The sequence below is a fragment of the Nocardia sp. MDA0666 genome, from assembly GCF_003023875.1.
GTDB lineage: Bacteria > Actinomycetota > Actinomycetes > Mycobacteriales > Mycobacteriaceae > Nocardia > Nocardia aobensis.
This window is the reverse complement of sequence record NZ_PYHT01000009.1, coordinates 1-14,390: the sequence shown is the minus strand read 5'-3', so window position 1 is coordinate 14,390 and position 14,390 is coordinate 1. Positions and strand designations below refer to the sequence as shown.

Genomic DNA, 14,390 nt, shown 5'->3' with positions numbered 1-14,390 from the left:
ACACGGGAGTTCTAGCGTCGACGCGTGCCGCGCAACCAGACCTTTCCCCACCTGCTCGCCCCCGGGACGATCGGCCCGATGACCGTCCCCAACCGCGTCGTTCTGCCAGCGATGGATATGAACCTCTGCGACGACGGGGAGATCGAGCAGGGCGATATCGATCATTTCGCCGCCCGTGCGGCCGGCGGGACGGGGCTGATCATCACCGGATGCTGTGCCGTCGCCTACCCGGTGGGCTGTGCGAGCACCAAGGAACCCGGGCTGTCCGAGGATCGGTTCATTCCCGGTCTCCGCGCACTCGCGGACGCGGTCCATGCCGCGGGCAGCAAATTATGTGTGCAGATGACGCATCACGGGAAGATCGCCCGGATCGATACCGTGCAGGGGCGGCCGCTGCTGGTTCCGTCGACGCCGCGCGGCTCGGCGGATATGTCGGCGCTGGCCGACAACACCGCGGAAGAATTGCAGAAACTCGCGGCTGTCACGGGCGGTAAGCAGGCCACCTATCGCGAAGCCACACAGGACGATATCGATTGGGTCGTGCGGTGTTTCGCGGAGGCCGCGAGGCGGGTGCAGGCGGCCGGTGGTGACGCCGTCGAAATTCACTGCGCGCACGGGTACATACTCGGCGGCTTTCTGAGCCGGGCGGACAACAAGCGGACCGACGAATACGGTGGCTCACTGGTGAATCGGGCGCGTTTGGCGGTCGAGGTGATTCGCGCGGTCAAGGCGGAGGTCGGCGATGCGCTGGCGATTCTGGTGCGGATCGCGGGGCGTGAATTCGGTGAGGACGATGCGCTGACCACCGAGGAGGCGAAGCAGGCATCGGCGCTGTTCGAGGCGGCCGGAGCGGACGCTATTCATGTCACCGGCTGGGGCCGAAACCCGTTCTCCAACTTTACCGATGGGCCGCTGCCGGACCGAGTCGGCGCCTATACGGAATTGGCGGGCGAGGTGAAGAAGGCCGTCTCGATTCCCGTGATCACTGTCGGCAGGGTATTGCCGGAGATCGGTGAGAAGGTCATCGCCGAGGGCAAGGCGGATTTCGCGGCGATGGGACGGCAGTTGCTCGCCGACCCGGAATTGGTGAACAAGTTGCGTGCCGGGACACCGCAGAACGTTCGGCCCTGCATCAATTGCTATGTGTGCGTTCAGGAGAACTTCTGGGACGACACCCCGCTGTGTGCGGTGAACCCGGCACTCGGCGACGAGAAAGTCCTTCCGTTGGTTCGCAGCACGACATCGAAACGTATCGTCGTGGTCGGGGCCGGTCCCGGCGGGCTCGAGGTCGCCCGTCTCGCAGCCGAGCGTGGACACCGAGTCACGCTGCTGGACAAGGCGGATCGCCTCGGAGGCACCCTCTGGTTCTCCAGTTTGACCACGCCCGACAACGAGCGCCTGCTGAACTGGCTGAAGAGCCAAGTGGAGCAACTCGACATCGATATCCGGTTGAAGACCGAGGCAACCGCGCCGCTGATCCAGGCGCTGAATCCCGACGTGGTCGTGGTGGCCACCGGCGCGGTGCGGGATCGGCCGACGGTTCCCGGCAGCGATCTGCCGCACGTGCACACCGGCGATACGTTGCGCGCCTTGATGACCGGCGTCGGAGACGTATCCCGGGTGCCACCGTTGCTGCGCACCGTCGCGAAGCTGGGCAAGGTTTCCGGTGTCACGAAGAGCCCCGCCGCGATCCGATCGGTGACCCGCAGATTCCTGCCGATGGGCAAGAACGTGGTGGTGATCGGCGGTTCGCTTGTCGGACTCGAACTTTCGGAATTCCTGGCCGAACGCGGACGCGCCGTGACATTGTTCGAGGAAGGTCAGCAGCTGGGCGTGCCGATGGCGATGCCTCGGCGGTGGACGGCCGTTCGGCATGCGGGCGGCGCGGGCGTCACCATTCACCGGCATGCGACCGTACAGCGAATCACTGAGCGGAACGTCGAATTTCGCGTCGGCGACCGGATTTCGACCGCAGCGGCGGACATGGTGGTGGTCGCCTCGGGTGTTTCCGCGCAAGCGCCCCTGGCCGATGCGCTGGCGGGGCTGGTTCCCGAGGTACATGTGGTGGGTGACGCCGGATCCGTCGACTACATCGAGGGCGCGATCCACTCGGCATGGAAGCTCGCGGCAGCGCTGTAAGTCAGCTCGGGCGCAGTGAATTCGGCTCCAGCCCTGTTGGTTCGGTCGAGCGCGGTGCACTCGGCTCTCGCGGTGCACCCCGGCGAGACCAGGCTCAGAGTCGCAGGAGTTTCTTTATCCCCCAGCGCATTCCACGTCCGATGCCGACCAGGAACACCGCGATCGCCACCGCCCCCAGTGCGCAGCGCAGCCAGTACGCCGCGCCGACCGGGGCCTCACCCATGGCCGCGTGCAGGCCGTTCTGCCATGCCGCGGCGCGCACGACGACCGCCGTCACCACGAATCCGCAGAGCAGCAGGATCGGGACGCGGTGGCGGCCGAAGCGTTTGTCGATATCGAAACGCCAGTGGCCCAATGTCATTCGCACCAAACCGGCCACTCCGATGGCGAGTGCCACCGGCACACCGGTGAGGATGGCCTGGGATACCGAGGTGCGCGGCAGGACTGCCGGAAGCAGCGACATCACGACGGCGATGGTGACGGCGACGACGGTATCGATGCGCGGGCGCACGTGGAGGGACCGATGGCGGCGCGACTTCGCCGTCGCGTCGGACCGGGGGGTGGTGCTCTGCACTGTCATAACGGTCACCCGGCGGCACCGGCTTCCGCGACGGCGTTCGGGGCCGCCAGGCGGGCCGGCCGCAGCCGCCGCCACGCCACGATGCCGACGATCGCCGCCGAGACCGCTCCGATCGCGGCCGGACCGCCGAAGTGGAGCAGCTGATCACTGAGCCGTTCGCCGGACAGTTGCGCGCCGAACAGAAACTCCGGGTCCGGGGTGGCGTAGTTCTGCCGCCGGGAATTCAGGTCGACGCCCGTGGTGGCGACCGTCGCCAGGACATCGCAGCGGGCGCGGGCGGCGGTGTCGGCGCGCGTATCGCAGGCGGCGTGCATGCGGCGCTGCAGGGTCGCGTCGATGGCTTGGCGTGCCCACGGCTGCAGCGGTTGCTGCCGCTGTTCGGCGTATCGCAGCATGTCGTAGCCCAGGTCGTGAGCCTTGCAGGCCTCGGTGAACTCGGCGGGAAGCTGGATCGGCGACGAGCAGTCCCCGTCGGGATCGACGAGAATCCCGTTCTCGACCACCGGACGATAGCCCGCCTCGGCCGCGAAATCGGCGGGTAGGGCCACCGACCACGGGTGGTCGCCGACCAGATCGGTGACCGCCGCGCGGGCCGGCGCATTCTCCACGCCCGGCTTCGCCACCGCCGCCGAGGCGGGCATGGCGGGCGCGAAGGCCAGCGGCACCATGGCTGTCATCACCGCCAGCATCACCGAGACGACCACCTGACGGACCTTGCCCAGTCGTCGCGGCCGGCGATCTCGGGCGGGTGCGGTGGGCGTCGATTCCGGCAGGGCGTGCGGCCCGGCCGGACCCGGTGATGCGTCGGTCATGGATGCCGAAGGTAACCGATTCAGCTGAGAAAGACCGACTCGTGGGCCTCAATCCTTCATCAGCCCGATCCAGATGTGGTCGCGGGCGCGGGTCAGCGCCACCATGGTCTGCCGTGCCGCCAGCTCCGCCCGGTCGCGCTCGCTGCCGCGCAAACGGTCGACGGGTGCGGCCGGCGCGTCGGTGAGGTGGAACACGGCAGCGAAGTCCATGCCCTTGGCGCGATGCACGGTTCCGACCTTCACCGCATCATGCTGGGTGCCGTCGTAGTGTTCGAGCGAGACTGCGGGAATTCGCTTGCGGCGCAATGCTGCTCGGATTCTCTCGGCCTGGCGGTCGGTGTCGGTGATCACGGCGACGTCGGAGTGCGGATATCCGGAGTCGGTCAGGGCCGCGATCACCTTCTCCTCGGCCCGCGACCGCGAGAAGGTTTCCGAGCGGGCGGCGCCGCCCGGCAATACGACCTCGCTGTCGCGCAGGACGAAGCCCGGTGCGCCGTCGAGGTCGTCGACCGTATTCGTGGCGTCGACCCGCTTGGCGTAGTCGTGCACGGCCGCGCGATTGCGGTAGTTGGTGCGCAGCACCGCGCCGCGGCCGACGATCGGGATGCCGGCATCCGACAGGCGCCAGCCGCCGGGATAGACCTGCTGCTGACCGTCGCCCACCAGCAACAACGGCGAGGTGGAGGTGCCGCCGGCGATCTGGTGCACAAGTTTGAGTTCCATCAGCGTGAAGTCCTGGACCTCGTCGACAACCACCAGGTCGTAGGGTGCGTCCAGCGGCGCCGCGCGCAGTTCGTCGATCGCCAGATCGATGACGTCGTTGAAATCCACCGTCGCGAGGTCCTGCAGCGCCGCCTGATACGGCAGGTACAGGTGCGCCCAGACGAGCTCGCGGTGCGTTTTGTCCAGCCGCAGGCCGCTTCGGCCCACCCGGTCGATCTTCAGGTAGAGATCGCGATCGATACCTTGGCCCTTGATGACCCGATGCAGTTCGTCCTTCCAATAGCTCGGATTCGGTTCGAGGGGTTCGAGATGGCGGCGGGCGGTGCGCCAGGCGTGGTAGAAGGCGTTGTCGCCGCTGCCCAGGCGGCAGCCGATATCGCGGCTGCGCAGAAACTGAGTGGTCCAGGAGTGGAGTCCGGCGAACTCCACTCGCTCACCCGCATGCGGTGCGAGGCGCCGGAAGCCCGATTCGTGATAGGCCGGCAGCGTGCGCACGAAACTGGTGAAGAGCTGCCGCCCGGCGCCTTCTTTGGACAGCCGTGCCATGCGATGCAGGGCGACGACGGTCTTCCCGGTTCCCGCCGGACCGCTGAATCGCGCGGGGCCGTTGTAGTTTCGGTAGACGAGGTCGAGTTGGGCCGGGTCGAGAAACGTCATCCATTCGCTGAAAGGTCGCTTCAACGCTCGCGCTCGTTCGTCCGCACGCAGTGTCGTCGTCTCGAAAAGCCCGTCGGCGGGCAGAGTTTCGGGCACCGCATTGCTGTCGGCGGACAGCAATGCGAACCAGGTGTTGCGTTCGGCCACCGTCATCGAGATCTGGCGGGCGCTGCGGCCGGACAGGCGCGCTTCGGCGAACAGCCGCGCGGCGATCGTGGTCGGGTCGACCGCGACGTAGCGGGCCTCGGCCGGAGTGTCGGCCGCCTCGTCCATCAGCAGCAACACCTCGATCATATGCGGCACATACCGGGTGCGGCCCGCGGTGAGATTCGCGAACGTCTCCTCCGCACGCCACCGGATCCGGCGCAATTCCGCAGCCGACGGCACCACCTCGGTGAGGACCAGAGCGAAGACACCGCCCGGGCCGACGGCATAGGCGTCGAAGCGATCCGAACGGCTGTTCTCTCGCTCCACGAGCACATGCCAGCCATTGCGCATCAGCGGCACCGACAGGAACCGGCGCCAGGCCGGCGTGAGTACGGTCAGTTCGCCGAGCTGTTGCGCCACTCTGTGGCGACGCCGCTCGAAGTCGATATCGGCCATCACGGGCCCCCTTACCGGCGTAGCCGGGCGGGTCCGTGGTGGAGCCGCCACACCCCTGGCTACCAAAACCTGTGTCTATCAAGGTATTACATCGCACGAGGGAGTGCAGAGAATACGGCCGGAGAAGCTCGGCGTGAGCGGTCTACATCGGCCGATCCCGTTCGGCGGCATCGAGATCCGGTGCCCACGCGACACCGTTGATATGGCTGCCGCCGTCGACGAACAGGGTGTTTCCGGTCAGGTATCGCGAATAGCCGGAGGCGAGGAATACGACCACGGGCGCGATGTCGTCGTACGGATCACCGATGCGCCCCATGGGGTTTGCCGCATCCGCCATCGCTTCCATCTCGGGGTGTTCGCTCCGATACCGGCGGCGGCCCCGTTCACCAACGCGACCTTGCCGGCGAGTTGTCCGCTCATCGCGCCACGCCCTCGATTCCGGCGGTCAGCAGTTCGCGGGCCGCGGGATCGCCGTCGACCGTGCGGGTGGTGCGGGCGGTGATCTGCCAGCGGCCGTCGATCCGGCGCAGGGTGAAGTGGTTGGCGCCGGTGCGGGCCACGACATTGCGGCCGTTGTGCTGGACCACGAGGACGGATTCGCAGACCGCGACTGCCTCGTCGCCGTCGACGGTGACCACCGCCGGCCCGTGGAAATGCAGGCAGCCTCGCCCGATCAGCCCCTGATGGGCGTCGGAGCCGACCATCGCGGCGACGTCGGCGCGGCCGCGCATCTGCCAGTCCTCGACGTCGTAGGTGCCCTCGGCGGACCACAGATCGGCGGCGGCGACGTTACCCGCGTCGACCAGCGGGCCGTACGAGGCGATGATCCGTTCGATCGCGCGTTCGTCCTCGATCCGGGCGAGGCGTCGGTGCAGTTCGGCCAGTTCGGTCACGGCGAAATCCTTCCGATGGGCAGACGGCCGGGCCGATTCAGCGGTGGTCCGGCCCGCTCGGGTCGAGTAATAGCGCACGCCCGGGCGAGGCGGTGCCGTCGTTCCGGCCATCGGGACCGGGTGAGCGTTCCGGTGGCGCGGATCACCGCGGTCCTGACGCCCCGATTCCGCCGAACAGCGCCGATGTAGCCTGGTCGGCCGGTGGCGACTGCCCGCACCACCCTCTTCACGTCCCGGAGGTCTGCCATGACGACGTTGTCCTCGCCGAACCGCTACGAACGCTTCGTCGCGTTGGGCGACAGCCAGACCGAGGGGCTGTGGGACGGCGACGACGGCACCGGTCTGCGCGGGTGGGCCGATCGGCTGGCCGAGCGCCTGGTTCAGGACAATCCGGAGATCCGGTACGCCAATCTGGCGGTGCGTGGTCGCCGCCTCGCGGAGATCCGGGACGAACAACTCGACGCCGCCCTGGCGATGGACCCGGATCTGGTCGGCATCTGCGCGGGCATGAACGATGTCACGGCTCCCGGCACCGATTTCGCCGCGGCGCTGGATCTCATGGAGGAGCTGTACGCGAAGCTGACCGCCTGCGGCGCAACGGTGGTGACGACGACCTTTCCCGATGTGCGCCGCGTCGTGCCGCTGGCCGCCCGCTACATCGGACCACGCGTCGACCTGATCAACGATCGAATTCGCTTGTGCGCGAGCCGGTACGGCCTGCGCCTGGTCGATCTGTTCGGCGCCGCGTCGATGGCCGATCTGCGCATGTGGAGTCCGGACCGGCTGCACGGCTCCGAACTGGGTCACGAACGGTTCGCGCTGGCCGCCGCGGAGGCACTGGGTCTCGACGGCGCCGATCACAACTGGGCGCTGCCGCCGGACGGCTCCGAGCGTTTCCGCGCGGCCGGTGTAGTCGGCGAACTCGCCTGGGTGGCAGCGACATTGCGCCCGTGGGTGTGGCGGCGGCTGCGCGGCGTGTCGACCGGTGACGGCCGGCCGGCGAAACGCCCTGAACTGCTGCCGGTCATGCCGGGCGAAATGTCCTGAATAGCCGGAGGTTTCGCCGCGCATCAGTTTGTCCGCTTCGCCGGAAACCGAATTTTTCTTCGGGTCGGATCCCCCGCAGCGACCGGCGATGCGGTAAACATTTCGGGTGGACAGTGACGGTCGGCAGGACCGACGCGGGCTGAAACTCCTCACCGAACGGGCCGGCGAGCCGTTCGGATTCGTCGCGTCGGCGTTCGAGCCGATACGACTGACGCAGGCGCGGCGCTGGGCCGAATTGTCCGTCGGCGAACTGGCGGACGCGGCAGGCCTGTCCGCCGCGGTCGTCGAACAGTACGAGATCGGCGCCCTACAGCCCGATCCGGACGTTCCGGCCGACCTGGCCAGGGCGTTGAAAGTTCCCGTCGACTACTTCGCCACCGGACGCCCGATGTGCCGGATCGACGCCGCGGACCTGCATTTCGACGATCCCGGTTCGGCCACCGCATCCGATCGGGCCAAGGCGGTGGCATTCGCGGAATACCTTTGGGAGTTGGCGTACACGCTGGCCTGCCGGATGCGGTTCCCGGCGCTCGACCTCCCCGCCCTCGAAGACGGAACCGCGCCTGCCGACGCCGCGCGCCTGCTCCGCGACCACTGGGGCATCGTACCGGGGCCGCTGGCGCATCTCGGCGCGACACTCGAGGCGCGCGGCATCGTGGTGGCTTTCGCGCCGGCGACGAGTGCGGCCATGGCTCGGGTCGGCACCTACGCCGCGCACACCTGGGGGCGCTCGCTGATCGTCGTGGCCGCCCGGCACACGCAATGCGTCTACGGCTACCGGTTCGCGTGTGCGCGCGCACTCGGCCATCTACTACTGCACCCCTGCCCGCTGCCGGGAGACCGGACGCAGGCGGAGGAGGCCGACCGGTTCGCCGCCGAACTGCTGGTTCCCGCCGATGACATGGCCCAGCTGTTTCCGTCGCCGATCCACTTCCCCAGCCCGGCGGCGCTCGCACGGCAGTGGGGTGTGCCGACCGAGGTGATCAGGCGGATCGGCCAGGACCGAGGGCCCCGCATGCACATTCTCGAACCGACCCGGACTCTGGATCACGACCGTGAGCCGGTCGCCGAATATCCCGGCGAGGCACCCGGATTGCTGGCGGAGGCCGTGGCGCGGGCGCACAGCGCGGGGTTCGGGCGCGCGGAACTCACCGACGAACTGCGGTGGACCTCATGGCTTCTCGCCGAAGTCCTCGGCGAGGCGCAGGTCGGTCCGCATCTGTCGGTCGTGCACTAGCCCCGCACTTCCCGCATCACCTTGGCGAACGCCTCCATCGCGGGCTCCAATACGGTGACGTAGGAGAACCCGTAGCGTTCCCGGCGTTCTCGCACCTGATCGGCCATCTCGGCGGGTGTGCCGATCAGCAGGGTCGGCGCGTCCAGCACCTCGGCGACGCTCAAATGGTCCATCTGCGCGGCGATCTCGGTGGCGGCGGCCTTGCGGTCATGTGTTTCCACGACCTGCTGGACCAGGATGTTGAATTCCGGATCGCGGTCGTACTCGGTGACGAAACGCCGTGCCGCGGCGACACGTTCGTCGACCGTCTCGGCACTGGACAGGCGCATCGAGCCGTCGGTGGCGCCGGGGACGGATTCGCCACCGGTGAACGCGATGATGTCGGCGTGGCGAGCCGCCAGCCGCAGCATGCGGTTACCGCTGCCGCCCAGCAGAATGGTGGGGTGCGGTTCGGGCAGCATCCGCCGGAGTTCGGTCAGCGTCTTCTCGAGGTGGTCGACCCGGCTCCGTGGGGTGCCGAAATCGATGCCGGCTTCCTCGAATTCGTCTCGCACATAACCGGTTCCGAGGCCGAGCTCGAGCCGGCCGCCGGTGAGCCGGGCGGTGCTGACCACGTCGCGCGCCAGCAGGACCGGGTTCCAGAACGCGGCGTTCAGGACGAAGGTGCCCACCCGCGGGCGTTCGGCGGCCTGCGCGGCGGCGAGCACCGACGGGAAGGGCGCCGGGAGTTCCAGGTGGTCGGGAACCAACAGCACGTCGTAGCCGAGCGATTCGGCCCGCCGGCATTTCGTGGCCCACTCGTCGGCGGACCCGGGATTGAGGAAGTTGACTCCGAAGCGGAATTCGCGCACTCCACGACTCTATAGGCGGCTACTCGGCCATCGCATGTTCGCGTTCGACCACGCTGGTCGGGATCTTCGGCAGGGCGGCCGGGTGTTCGTTGCGCAGCCAGGCCAGCAGTTCCTCGCGCACCGCACAACGCAGCGTCCACACGTCGTCGGCATTGCGGGCCGACATGGAGGCGCGGACCTGGATACCGAAGGGGGTGCTGTCGGTGACCAGCAGATTCCAGCTGCGGCCGTCCCAATCGTCCCGGGTGCGCAGATAGTCGCGCAGATGTTCCCGCAGTTCGGCCACCGGCGTGCTGGTGTCCAGGTAGAGGAAGACCGTGCCGGTGATCTGCGGGCCGCCCTTGGACCAGTTCTCGTACGGTTTGGAGTTGAAGTACGAGACCGGCATGGTGAGACGGCGGTCGTCCCAGATGCGGACGGTGAGGAACGACAGCGTGATCTCCTCGACCGTGCCCCACTCCCCCTCGACCACCACGGTGTCGCCGATCTTCACCGAATCACCGAACGCGATCTGCAGGCCGGCCACCAGATTGCCCAGCGTCGACTGTGCGGCGACACCGGCGATCACGCCGATGATGCCGGCTGAGGCCAGCAGTGAGGTGCCGAGGGTACGCAGGTCCGGGAACAGCAGCAGAATCGCGACCGCCGCGGTGGTGATCGCCAGCACCGTGGTGATGATGCGCCGGACCAGCGTCAGCTGCGTATGCAGCCGCCGCACCTTGGCGATGTCGCTGGTGCGATGAGCGTATTTGTCCAGCGTGTTCTCGGCGACCGCGTCGACGGCACGCATCACCACCCAGGCGGCGGACAGGATCGCCACCGCGGCGAGGATGTTCAGCACGACCGCGTCGTGGCGCAGGTTGATCTCTGCCAGCGGATAGGTGAAATGCAGGGCTATCGTCGCCAGGAACACCTGCAGCGGCAGGTGGATGCGACGCAGTAGACCGGGCAGTCGGTTAGCGGGATGCTTCTGCGCGGCGTGACTCAACAGGCGGTCGACCACCGCGCCGATCGAAATGGTGACCGCGAGTGTCGCGGCGAAGACCACCAGCGGTCGAAGTACCTCCTCCAAGGCTTCCAACTCCTCGCGACGGCTTGTCGGGCTTGCTCGTATCTCGGGCTTTCAGCCACGCTACCGAGGGAAACCGCAGCTCGCCGCCGCCCGCGGCTGTGCGAAATCCGACACTTTCGCGACCTGGGCCGATGCGGTGAATAGTGTTTCACGGCAAGGCTTCCGGGTATTTTCCGCTGCTCATCCGGAGTTCGCCGGCATCGTCCGCGCGAGCGATCCACGCCGGATCCGTCGCGGGGCGTAGCCGCGGATACGCCCGCGGGCGCAGGCACGATTCGCCGAACCGTCCTACGCTGGGTGCATCGTGATTTCGTTTCCCCGGTGAGGCGGTTGCCATGACCGATTTCGACCCCGCGGTGTTCGGGTCGCCGAGCGTCCGCGTCGGCACGGCCGAACGTGAACAGGCCGCGGCCGCCCTCGGCGACCATTTCGCGGCCGGACGCCTCGAGCTCGACGAATACGACGAGCGCGTGAGCCGTGCCTACGCAGCGAAGACCGCCGCCGACTTGGTCGTCCTCTTCAGCGACCTGCCGCGTCCGCTACCCGCCCCGCCGGCCCGACCGCAGCGGGAGCCCCGCCGCGCGCGCCCAGTGTTCCCGGCGCTGCTGCTGGCCGCGGTGGTGGTCGCGGTCGTGATCGTCGCCACCACCCATATGATTCCGTTCTTCGTCTTCCCGGCGCTGTTCTTCCTGTTCATCCATCACCGCCGCGGATACGGCCCGCCCGGATACGGCCCCCGCCGGCACTACCGGGTGTGAATTCACGGCGCGGAGCCGGTTCACGCGGACATGCGCAAGATCGGTCAAGCGCGCCATGACCCGCGCCGACCACACTGAACGGTGTGACGACCGGACGTGACCGATTACGGGAACTGCTCGATTCCGTTCTCGACGAGAACAACACCACGCTGAGTGCGATGGCGCAGGGCGCGTTCGTCTCGCCCTATCACTTCTCCCGGCAATTCTCCCGCGGTACCGGCGAGGCGCCGGTGGCGATGCGGCGGCGGGTGCTGCTCGAGCGCGCCGCCTGGCAGTTGAGTGGCGGCGCGGCGGTGACGGATGTCGCCTTCGCCGCGGGTTACGACTCGGTGGAGGGGTTCAGCCGGGCCTACAGCCGCGCCTACGGACATCCGCCGAGCGCGACGCCGGCCGCCTCCCGCATCCGCTGGCTTCCCGCGGTGAACGGGATCCATTTCCACCCGCCGATGTCGCTGTGGGTGGAGGGCGAACCGAAAGGCAGACACGATATGGATCCGACATCGCTGCTGCTGCACCACGACGTGGAGGACACGCGCGAACTCCTCGACCTCGCGAAGGGCCTGGACGAACACCGGTACCGGCGGCAGCGTTCGTCCGCGGCGGTACTGGCGTGGGATGGACCGGATGCGTCGATCGCGACCGTCCTCGCATACCTGGTATGGACCAAACAGGTGTGGCTGGCCGCCATCGAAGGCACCGATCAACCCGGCCGCGGATCCGACGACCTCCCCGGACTGACACGGCGATTCGAGGAGACGGTGCCGCGGTGGCTGGATACCGTCCGCGACATCGACCGTCGCGGCGGCTGGGACGACACCCTGATCGACGCCCTGTGCGAGCCGCCGGAAAGTTTCGTCCTCGGCTCCGTGATCGCCCACGTGCTCACCTATTCGGCCTACCGGCGACTGCTGGTGCGCCAGTGGATCGACAGCGAATTCCCCGATCGGACAACCGAACACAACAACGGCGACCCCATCATGTGGTTGCGCAGGAGAGGATGACCATGCCCCGCACCGTGTACTACACCGCCACCACCCTGGACGGATTCATCGCCACACCGGACCACCAACTGGACTGGCTGGTGACCCGGCAGGTCGACAACGACGGCCCGATGGGGTACGACGCGTTCATCGCCGACATCGGCGCTATCGCCATGGGCGCCAACACGTATCGGTGGATCCTCGACAACCATCCCGAGATGGAATGGCCCTACTCGATGCCCGCATGGGTCTTCACCCACCGCGACTTCGACCCGCGCACCGACGGGGCCGACGTGCGGTATACGCAGCAGCCGATCACCGTGGTGCACAAGGAGATGACCGACGTCGCCGCAGACAAAGACATCTGGATCGTCGGCGGCGGCGAGCTGGCGGGACAGTTCGCCGACCACGGATTGCTGGACGAAGTGTGCGTATCGATCGCCCCCATCACACTCGGGGCAGGACAGCCACTGCTGCCCCGCCGGGTCGAGATGAAGCTGACCGAACTGGCGCGCAACGGTGAATTTGCCTGTGCCCGTTACGACATCGTCCGGTAAGCGATACCGCGGGTTCACGGTCGCCACGCCGGCTACGCGACCGTGAACCCGCCGTCCACCGGCAAGACCGTACCGGTGACGTAGTCCGCGCCGATGACATAGCGGATGGCATCGGCGACATCGGCGGGCGTGCCCACCCGGCCCGCCGGCACGGATTCGGCGGCGCCGCGGAACTGCGCGGCCCGCTCCTCCGGCGACAGGAACGACCACCACGCGGTATCGATTACGCCGGGAGCGATCGCGTTCACCCGCACCGGGGCCAATTCCACGGCCAGCGGTGAGACGATGCGTTCGATGGCGCCGTTGACGGCCGCGAGGGTCACCGTGCCCGGCAGCGCGGCCCGCGCACTGGCCGCCGACACCATGGTGATCGAGCCGCTGACCTGAGCGTGCTGGATCGCCGACAGGTATCCGAACAGTTTGCCGTCGAATCCGGCCCGCACGTCGTCGAGTGCGACCTCGCGCAGGGGTCCGGCGCCGGTCGCACCGGGGCTGAAGGCGAGGACCAGGTGATCGACGGCGCCGACACGTTCGAAGAATGCGGCGATCTCCGCCGCGGACGTGCCGTCGACCGCCTCGGCCGCGGCGACCCGATCCTTCACGGCCGCAAGCTTTTCCGGGTCACGGCCGGTGACCACGACCTCGTGACCCGCTTCGGAGAGCACCTCGGCGGCGGCCAGACCGATGCCCGAGGTTCCACCCATGATGACGATGCGCATGCTGCGCCTCCAAGTTTCTAGTTTCTAGACGTTGCGTCTCGTATCAATCTAATTCGAACCGCCGCGTCTTGTAAAGTGGCGGCATGACGGGCGACAAGCAGGTCGGGAGGCCGCGCAGTGAGGATCGACGGCGCGCGATCCTCTCGGCGGCGATGGCCGAGTTGCGGGAGAAGGGCTACGCCGCGCTGACGATCGAGGGCATCGCGGCGCGTGCGGGGTCGGGCAAGCAGACCATCTACCGGTGGTGGCCGTCGAAGGCGGACGTGGTGCTCGAGGCGATGCTCACCGAGGTCGCCGCGGTGATCGCGATACCCGATACGGGCTCGCTGCCCGGAGATCTGACCGCATTCCTGGCCGATACCTTCCGGCAGCGCGGACAACGGCCGGTACTGGTCGGGCTGATGGCGCAGGCGCTACTGGATCCCGTTTTCGCCCAGGCGTTCCGGGATCGATTCCTGTTCAGCCGCCGAGATGCGTTGCGGCAGATCATCGATCGCGCGATCGCGCGGGGCGAGGTCGCCGCCGATATGGATCCGGACCTGATGATCGACGTGGTGTACGGCGTGCTGTGGTATCGCCTGCTGCTCGATCACGCACCGCTCGATGACGAATCGGGGCGGCAGCTGGCGGATTTCGTGGTGCGCGCCGTGCGGTGAGGGCGACCTCGGGCGTACCGGGAGATCTTCACTCACCGAACCGCGCGCACACCCCACCGGCCGAGGTGGGCGTGCGCGCGGCTGTCACCCCTGTCTCTTATACACA

14 protein-coding genes and 1 pseudogene are annotated in these 14,390 nt (G+C 67.9%); 7 read left to right on the top strand and 8 right to left on the bottom strand.

The window, feature by feature from the left end:
* The first annotated feature begins 24 nt into the window (after nucleotides 1–24).
* Nucleotides 25–2,139 (top strand): FAD-dependent oxidoreductase, encoded by a 2,115-nt coding sequence (locus C8258_RS14950; protein WP_106955706.1) that lies wholly within the window; start codon nucleotides 25–27, stop codon nucleotides 2,137–2,139.
* A 94-nt stretch (nucleotides 2,140–2,233) separates the two neighbouring features.
* On the opposite strand, the gene C8258_RS14945 is transcribed toward C8258_RS14950, so the two are convergent.
* The 5 genes and pseudogenes from C8258_RS14945 to C8258_RS14925 all read right to left on the bottom strand — a co-directional run bounded on the left by C8258_RS14945 (nucleotide 2,234) and on the right by C8258_RS14925 (nucleotide 6,407).
* Nucleotides 2,234–2,719: an alpha/beta-hydrolase N-terminal domain-containing protein gene (locus C8258_RS14945; RefSeq protein WP_106955705.1), complete on the bottom strand. Its 486-nt coding sequence runs from the start codon at nucleotides 2,717–2,719 to the stop codon at nucleotides 2,234–2,236.
* Between the two features lie 5 nt (nucleotides 2,720–2,724).
* Nucleotides 2,725–3,531 carry a hypothetical protein gene (locus C8258_RS14940; protein ID WP_106955704.1) on the bottom strand — a complete coding sequence of 269 codons (807 nt, stop codon included), beginning with the start codon at nucleotides 3,529–3,531 and terminating at the stop codon, nucleotides 2,725–2,727.
* Nucleotides 3,532–3,579: 48 nt separating this feature from the next.
* Nucleotides 3,580–5,514: a UvrD-helicase domain-containing protein gene (locus C8258_RS14935; RefSeq protein ID WP_106955703.1), complete on the bottom strand. Its 1,935-nt coding sequence runs from the start codon at nucleotides 5,512–5,514 to the stop codon at nucleotides 3,580–3,582.
* Between the two features lie 142 nt (nucleotides 5,515–5,656).
* Nucleotides 5,657–5,869 (bottom strand): annotated as a pseudogene (locus tag C8258_RS14930) (SDR family oxidoreductase); the annotation flags it as partial.
* 61 nt (nucleotides 5,870–5,930) lie between these two features.
* A complete protein-coding gene (locus tag C8258_RS14925; protein ID WP_063065153.1) occupies nucleotides 5,931–6,407 on the bottom strand; it encodes a nuclear transport factor 2 family protein in 477 nt (158 codons plus the stop codon).
* Nucleotides 6,408–6,653: 246 nt separating this feature from the next.
* Here C8258_RS14925 and C8258_RS14920 point away from each other — a divergent pair, with 246 nt between their 5' ends.
* Together C8258_RS14920 and C8258_RS14915 are read left to right on the top strand one after the other, a co-directional pair.
* Nucleotides 6,654–7,454: an SGNH/GDSL hydrolase family protein gene (locus C8258_RS14920; RefSeq protein WP_106955701.1), complete on the top strand. Its 801-nt coding sequence runs from the start codon at nucleotides 6,654–6,656 to the stop codon at nucleotides 7,452–7,454.
* Between the two features lie 106 nt (nucleotides 7,455–7,560).
* Nucleotides 7,561–8,691: an ImmA/IrrE family metallo-endopeptidase gene (locus C8258_RS14915; protein WP_106955700.1), complete on the top strand. Its 1,131-nt coding sequence runs from the start codon at nucleotides 7,561–7,563 to the stop codon at nucleotides 8,689–8,691.
* Here the strand turns inward: C8258_RS14915 and C8258_RS14910 are convergent.
* Nucleotides 8,688–9,542, bottom strand: coding sequence for a TIGR03621 family F420-dependent LLM class oxidoreductase (locus C8258_RS14910; RefSeq protein WP_106955699.1), 855 nt, complete (start codon nucleotides 9,540–9,542; stop codon nucleotides 8,688–8,690). The genes C8258_RS14915 and C8258_RS14910 overlap by 4 nt on opposite strands.
* A gap of 19 nt (nucleotides 9,543–9,561) precedes the next feature.
* Nucleotides 9,562–10,614 carry a mechanosensitive ion channel family protein gene (locus C8258_RS14905; RefSeq protein WP_106955698.1) on the bottom strand — a complete coding sequence of 351 codons (1,053 nt, stop codon included), beginning with the start codon at nucleotides 10,612–10,614 and terminating at the stop codon, nucleotides 9,562–9,564.
* Between the two features lie 335 nt (nucleotides 10,615–10,949).
* Between C8258_RS14905 and C8258_RS14900 the strand changes: the two genes are divergently transcribed.
* The 3 genes from C8258_RS14900 to C8258_RS14890 all read left to right on the top strand — a co-directional run bounded on the left by C8258_RS14900 (nucleotide 10,950) and on the right by C8258_RS14890 (nucleotide 12,909).
* Nucleotides 10,950–11,372 (top strand): DUF1707 domain-containing protein, encoded by a 423-nt coding sequence (locus C8258_RS14900; RefSeq protein WP_233225100.1) that lies wholly within the window; start codon nucleotides 10,950–10,952, stop codon nucleotides 11,370–11,372.
* 83 nt (nucleotides 11,373–11,455) lie between these two features.
* Nucleotides 11,456–12,373 carry a helix-turn-helix domain-containing protein gene (locus tag C8258_RS14895; protein ID WP_233225099.1) on the top strand — a complete coding sequence of 306 codons (918 nt, stop codon included), beginning with the start codon at nucleotides 11,456–11,458 and terminating at the stop codon, nucleotides 12,371–12,373.
* 2 nt (nucleotides 12,374–12,375) lie between these two features.
* Nucleotides 12,376–12,909 (top strand): dihydrofolate reductase family protein, encoded by a 534-nt coding sequence (locus C8258_RS14890; protein ID WP_106955824.1) that lies wholly within the window; start codon nucleotides 12,376–12,378, stop codon nucleotides 12,907–12,909.
* A 32-nt stretch (nucleotides 12,910–12,941) separates the two neighbouring features.
* Here the strand turns inward: C8258_RS14890 and C8258_RS14885 are convergent, their stop codons facing one another.
* Nucleotides 12,942–13,628 carry an SDR family oxidoreductase gene (locus tag C8258_RS14885; protein WP_106955696.1) on the bottom strand — a complete coding sequence of 229 codons (687 nt, stop codon included), beginning with the start codon at nucleotides 13,626–13,628 and terminating at the stop codon, nucleotides 12,942–12,944.
* 83 nt (nucleotides 13,629–13,711) lie between these two features.
* Here C8258_RS14885 and C8258_RS14880 point away from each other — a divergent pair, with 83 nt between their 5' ends.
* Complete coding sequence (locus C8258_RS14880; protein ID WP_199195710.1) at nucleotides 13,712–14,284, top strand: TetR/AcrR family transcriptional regulator; 573 nt, start codon at nucleotides 13,712–13,714, stop codon at nucleotides 14,282–14,284.
* Nucleotides 14,285–14,390 lie beyond the last annotated feature (106 nt).